The sequence below is a fragment of the Faecalibacterium gallinarum genome (assembly GCF_022180365.1).
Classification (GTDB): domain Bacteria; phylum Bacillota; class Clostridia; order Oscillospirales; family Ruminococcaceae; genus Faecalibacterium; species Faecalibacterium gallinarum.
In genome coordinates this window covers 1-329 of sequence record NZ_BQKV01000075.1, presented here as the reverse complement: position 1 = coordinate 329, position 329 = coordinate 1, and the positions used below count along the sequence as shown (strand labels likewise).

The following is a 329-nucleotide window of genomic DNA, read 5'->3' as shown; positions in this document are numbered from 1 at the left end:
TCCCTATTCAGCAGATTTTCATATCTGTGAACCTGCTGTCCAAGCTGCTTCCACTGCCTGCGTCTGCGGATTTCAGACAACAAACCGTTGGTTTTCATAATCCTGAGAATCGTTTTGGGATTCCTGGAACAACCGTTTTTGTCCAACCAAAGATGCATCCGGCGATAGCCGTATGTATTCTTGCACCTCTTCTGCTGCCGGGCGATCTGGTCTATAATCGACTGATTTGGGTTCGGACGGTTCAGATTGTGGGTATAGGCGTAGTACCCACTCCGGGAAACACCAAAGAATTTGCACATCCGCCAAATCGGATACTCTTCCCGATAACG

At 48.3% G+C, this 329-nt stretch carries 1 protein-coding gene; it reads right to left on the bottom strand.

The genetic code is table 11. The annotated features are described in order from the left end of the window. A partial coding sequence (locus tag JCM17207_RS09710; RefSeq protein ID WP_373871901.1) for an IS3 family transposase occupies positions 1-299 on the bottom strand: 299 nt, incomplete at its 3' end. Between the last annotated feature and the right edge of the window lie 30 nt (positions 300-329).